At 67.6% G+C, this 4598-nt stretch carries 7 protein-coding genes, 1 tRNA gene and 1 pseudogene; 5 read left to right on the forward strand and 4 right to left on the reverse strand.

The features are described from left to right. From AC2VOP_RS10840 to AC2VOP_RS10860, 5 genes and pseudogenes are all read left to right on the forward strand, one after another. On the forward strand, nt 1-191 hold a 191-nt coding region (locus AC2VOP_RS10840; RefSeq protein ID WP_486960965.1), incomplete at its 5' end, for a DUF732 domain-containing protein. Between the two features lie 235 nt (nt 192-426). Continuing rightward, a complete protein-coding gene (locus tag AC2VOP_RS10845; protein ID WP_486960966.1) occupies nt 427-774 on the forward strand; it encodes a hypothetical protein in 348 nt (115 codons plus the stop codon). Nucleotides 775-783: 9 nt separating this feature from the next. Beyond that, nucleotides 784-1008, forward strand: coding sequence for a hypothetical protein (locus AC2VOP_RS10850; RefSeq protein WP_486960967.1), 225 nt, complete (start codon nt 784-786; stop codon nt 1006-1008). 31 nt (nt 1009-1039) lie between these two features. Further along, the gene (locus tag AC2VOP_RS10855) at nt 1040-1492 is read left to right on the forward strand and encodes a PE family protein (RefSeq protein WP_486960968.1); all 453 of its coding nucleotides are present in this window, start codon (nt 1040-1042) and stop codon (nt 1490-1492) included. A gap of 463 nt (nt 1493-1955) precedes the next feature. Continuing rightward, nucleotides 1956-2129, forward strand: a pseudogene (locus tag AC2VOP_RS10860) (BRO family protein); the annotation flags it as partial. Nucleotides 2130-2283: 154 nt separating this feature from the next. Here AC2VOP_RS10860 and AC2VOP_RS10865 read toward each other — a convergent pair. From AC2VOP_RS10865 to AC2VOP_RS10880, 4 genes are all read right to left on the reverse strand, one after another. Then, a complete protein-coding gene (locus AC2VOP_RS10865; RefSeq protein ID WP_486960969.1) occupies nt 2284-3300 on the reverse strand; it encodes a tyrosine-type recombinase/integrase in 1017 nt (338 codons plus the stop codon). Beyond that, the gene (locus AC2VOP_RS10870; RefSeq protein WP_486960970.1) at nt 3297-3758 is read right to left on the reverse strand and encodes a hypothetical protein; all 462 of its coding nucleotides are present in this window, start codon (nt 3756-3758) and stop codon (nt 3297-3299) included. Before AC2VOP_RS10870 ends, AC2VOP_RS10865 begins: the two co-directional genes overlap by 4 nt. Continuing rightward, nucleotides 3755-4402, reverse strand: a complete 648-nt coding sequence (locus AC2VOP_RS10875; RefSeq protein ID WP_486960971.1) for a hypothetical protein — start codon at nt 4400-4402, stop codon at nt 3755-3757. Before AC2VOP_RS10875 ends, AC2VOP_RS10870 begins: the two co-directional genes overlap by 4 nt. 105 nt (nt 4403-4507) lie before the next feature. Next, a tRNA-Val gene (locus AC2VOP_RS10880) sits at nt 4508-4582 on the reverse strand. Nucleotides 4583-4598 lie beyond the last annotated feature (16 nt).

Genomic DNA, 4598 nt, shown 5'->3' on the forward strand with positions numbered 1-4598 from the left:
GCATGCGGATCGTTAACTGGGACGTCGCCGAAGCCGGTGCGCGCAGCATCTGCGGAGGCTTCGCCCACGGCATGACCCGCGCGCAAATCATCGACGAAGTACAACGCGACGACCCCACCTTCACGCCGTGGCAAACCTCCGGCATGGTCAACGTCGCCCTGGCCGCCTACTGCCCGCAGTACGAAGGGTGAAAAGCGTTGAGCCAGAATGCTTCTTGCCGATGTCCTACGCCGGCCGCCGTGCACACCGGGACCGGGAACCTGCGCGCCGCCCAAGGCATGCGTCGGTGATCCACGACCCAGCGTTACGCCGCAGTCTCGGCCCCGGAGATCCGCCGCATCTCCGAGGCCGCGGCGAATCCGGTGCTGCGCTCAATCGCCTCGTCGGACATCGGATTAGGAGCATAGGAGGCCTACCATGCAGTCCATGACCCACCCGGCCCGCGCGGCCGCTGCGGTGCTCGCCACGCTGGCCGCACTGGCCACGCTCAACGCCAGCCCGGCCCGCGCCGACGACCCGCACATCCCCAACCAGGCCGCCGGCCAGTGCGCCGGTGGCGGCGGAGGATCCATCTTCGAGGGGTGGTGCGACGGCGCGCACTATCCCGACGGCTCCTACTGGCACCAGCTGTCCTACGCGGGCTCCTCGATGCCGTTCTTCATGCCGGGCTCGAGCGAGCCGACGCGGCTGGGAATGTCGTGCGTCGTCGATCCCGACAACGGTCCGATCCCGCAGCCCGCGCCACCCGGTGGCTGCGGCGGCGCGCAGAAATAGGAGGTTGCCATGTTGACACGAGCGCTCTGCGGTCTCGCCGCAGCCGCAGCACTGATCGGCGTCGTCCCGATGCCACCCGCGCACGCAGGTCCCGTCCAGTGGTGCAATCCGTCCTCGCCGCTGTTCGACCCGACCATCTGCTACAACGAGTCGCCGTCGAGCGGGAGCTACGCGTGTGACCCGTTCGGGCCCGCGTACAACGCGAACTACTGTGCGTCGCAGGGCGCGCAGTGATACCCCCCACCCCTGAAGGGAGCCCTCCCGAATGACAACTGCGCTGCGTGTAGACCCTGACGCCCTGGTGGGCGCCAGCGCCGAGCTGACCGCGCTCGGCGACACCGTCCGTAGCACCAACGCCGTGACGGCCGCGCGCGCCACCGCCATCGCGCCCGCCGGGGCCGACGCGGTCTCCGGCGCCGTGGCTGCGTTGTTCGGCGCCCATGGTGCCGCGCTGAGCACCAGCGTGGCGCGGTTCGGCGCCGGCGCCCAGGACTTCTCGGCTGCATTGCACGCGAGCGCTGCGGCCTACGCGGGCGCCGAAGCCGGGAACGCTGCGAGCCTCGGCGCATTGACCGGGCTGCTGGGACTGTTCCAGACCGACCCGCTCCTCGTGCTGTTCACGCTGCCGCTCCTGGTCGGCTTCGGCGTCACGATCCTGCTGCCCTACGTGATATTCGAGTTGCTCGGCCATCTGCTGGCGGCTCTTGCGGCCCTGTAGCGAGAAACCAAAAAGCGCCCCGGCAGAGTTGGATGCCGGGGGTCGGAATCGAACTCCGACCCCTTGGCGTCGTCGGCGATCCGTTCATAGACCTTGTGTGTTGACCGGCGTTCACGATGAGCATGATGGCGGCGTTCTTGGTGAGGATGATTGGCGCGATTTGGTGTTCATGCTGACGCGGTGATGTTCGCGGCGCCGGCGTCACTTCGGTGGTGTCCGCCAGCCGTGGCTGTGCGCTGATTTGCGGGGCGCCGGGCGGTTGAAAGGGTATGCGTCCGACGCACCACCCTCGTCAAGGCGCTCGCCAGGGGTGTCGATTTGGTCGACACCCTTCTGGTCCTCCAGCGAGACGCGCCGCAACTGTCCGGGACCGGCTCGCCGATGGGGTAGATCAGACCTACCCCATCGAGGATTCCGCCGAGGAGATGGCGCCGTCGAGCTGTTCACCTAAACCGACCACCAGGTGCGCGTCATCCTCATCGACAACGAGCCGTGGTTCGTGCTGGCCGACCTGTGCCGGGTGCTCGGACTAGACCAGGTGAGCCGGGTCAAAGACCGGCTTGAGGATGGGGTTACTTCGATTACCCCCATCGAAGACTCCCTCGGACGCGTCCAGCAGGCGACCCTCGTCAACGAGTCCGGCATGGCGGCTGGCGCGTTCGCGCTCGCCTTACATCTCATTCCGGTCGCCGCTGAAATGGCCCGGATGCTCAGTCCTGATTCGCGTAGTGATGCAACGACTTCGGCGCGTTCCTCACGCGGCAGGCGCACTGCAGTCACAAGGGCCTCCCTCACCACGCGCTTGCCGCGGCCGCGCGGATCTCGTCGTCGTCGACCGCCGTGTAACGCTCCGTCGTGGCGATGGATGCATGGCCCAGCAGTTTCTGCACAGCTCTCAGATTGCGGGTGCCCCGGTAGGCGCGGGTGGCGAACCGATGCCGCAACGTGTGCATCGTGTAGCCCTCGGGCAGCACCGCCGAGACGAGTTCGCCGACCCAGTGGGGCTCGAGATGACCGCCGCGGCCGTCCGGAAACAGCCACCCCTGCGGCGCTGTTCCCGGCGTGTGCCCGGCAGCGCCGCGCCGCAGCACCGTGGCCAGATCGTCGCCGATCGGCACCACCCGCCGTTTACCGCCCTTGCCGTGCACGGCAAGCTGAGCGCCGTCGACACCTTCGATCACGTCACGCGTGTGGAGCTGGGCGACCTCAGCGCGGCGTAGGCCGCACTCGGCGGCTAGGCGCAGCATCAACGTCGTACGGGCATCTGCCGCGGACAGGGCGGCACGCAACGCATCGTCGGGTGCTGGCCGCGGCGAGGCTTGCGGGGGACGCGGTTTGGGGATCTCGTCGCCGAGATACACCGCCACGCGGCCGGTGCGGTAGGCCCACGAGAAGAATCCGCGTGCCGAGCTGCGATAGCCCTTGCGGGTTTCCGGGGTCCAGTGCGTCTGGCGCCCGAACCAGTCGACGAGCATCTCGCCGGTGACCGTCTCTGGTGGGCAGCCCAAGCCGCGGGCGATGCGCGTCAGGTAGCTTCGGCGCGCCTTGAGGGTCGTTTCGCGTTGGCCGCCGGCGGCCAAGGAAAGTAGATAGTCCTCGATCGGCTGGGCCCAGCCCTCGGGCAGCTCTTTGTATCGGTACTTGAAGGGTGGCCGTGGGCGGGCGGCCAGGAAAGCTACCGCCGCGTCGAACAACCCCTCGTGCAATACCTGGTCGTCGCCGTCGAGGATCCGATACGTCGAACCGCATTTGACGACCCGCAAACCGAGCAACTTCGCGGCCTTGCGCACCCCGTACTCGGTCCTCATCGCCCATACCCGCCTGACAGGCGTTCCACCTCGGCAACGTCCGCATCGACGAGCGCTAAGGCCATATCGCGGGCCTGATGCACTGTCATGTCCTCCGCAGCGGCGCTCCGGATACTCAACTCGATGCGGCCGTCACCGAATTGCGCTCCGTCCACGCTGACAACCACGCCGTCGACGTCACGTTCCCACGCGATGTAGGGGCGGCCGTACCGGTCGCCCCATTCCACCCACTCGCCGACGTCGCCCACAGCTTCCGGTGGTTCTATGTCGGCGAAAATCTGCCGGAACAGGTTCTGCTGCGTCAGCATCCGCGCGTGGTTCAGGTGGTGTTCGGCGTCGGCAATCCCGGGGGGCACCTGTTCGCGTTCGCAGTATTCAAGCAGGGAGATCTGTTCGGGCGTGAGCTGGTCGGCCAGGTCTCGCCAGGTGGCTGCGGTGTTTTCGGGTGTGGTGGTCACTGCTCGGCCCCTTCGAGCTCGTCGGCCGCGTCCAGCAGCTCCCTGGCGACCCGGCGCACCGCGGCGGGGTTGAGCAGATGAATCTCGCCGTTGAGCGTGATGTAGCGCTCCGCGCCGTCGCTGTCCTCATCGGTGCAGACGTCGATTCGCACATCAGCTGAACCGGTAGCAGTCGCCGGAACCACACGCGCGGTGTCGCGGTGGTGACGGTAGTCGGCCAGCTCCTTAACCTCGACGGCTGCCGCCGTCAGCGCGGCGCCTAATGCGCGGGCCTGCTCGACCGTGAGCGGATTGTCGGGGTCGATGTCGCGCACCCGGACCATGGGGCTGCCGACGCGGCCGTCTTCCCATTGCGTGCCCTCGATGGTGACCGCGATGTCGCGGTCCCGGTTGTCGAGATGCACGACGCGGGTTGTGCCGTCGAAGTACCGGACCCACTCCGTGAAGCCGGTCGTGGTCGGTGCCTCCCAGGGCAGCAGATGAACCGCGCCAGGAGGTGCGGGGACAGGCCGCTCAGGGCAGCGGTCGGTTTCGTGCCAGCCGTGCCGGCCACAGCTTTTGCAGCGGACAAGGCCAGGGCCTTCGGCGGTTTGGTCGTCACCGGCCACCGACAAGTCGGTCTGTGATTGCGGGCTGGGCGTCATTTGGCACTCTCCTCGGCGGTTGCCACCACCGGCGCCGCTATTGCGCGTTTATTGCGCGGAGACGATGAAGGCCCGGTGAAAACCGGGCCTCATCTGCGTGAAAGCTGGTGCGCGATACTGGGATTGAACCAGTGACCTCTTCCGTGTCAGGGAAGCGCTCTCCCGCTGAGCTAATCGCGCTGGGGGTTCGAAAGCG

It is taken from the genome of Mycobacterium sp. TH-M106 (assembly GCF_057473765.1).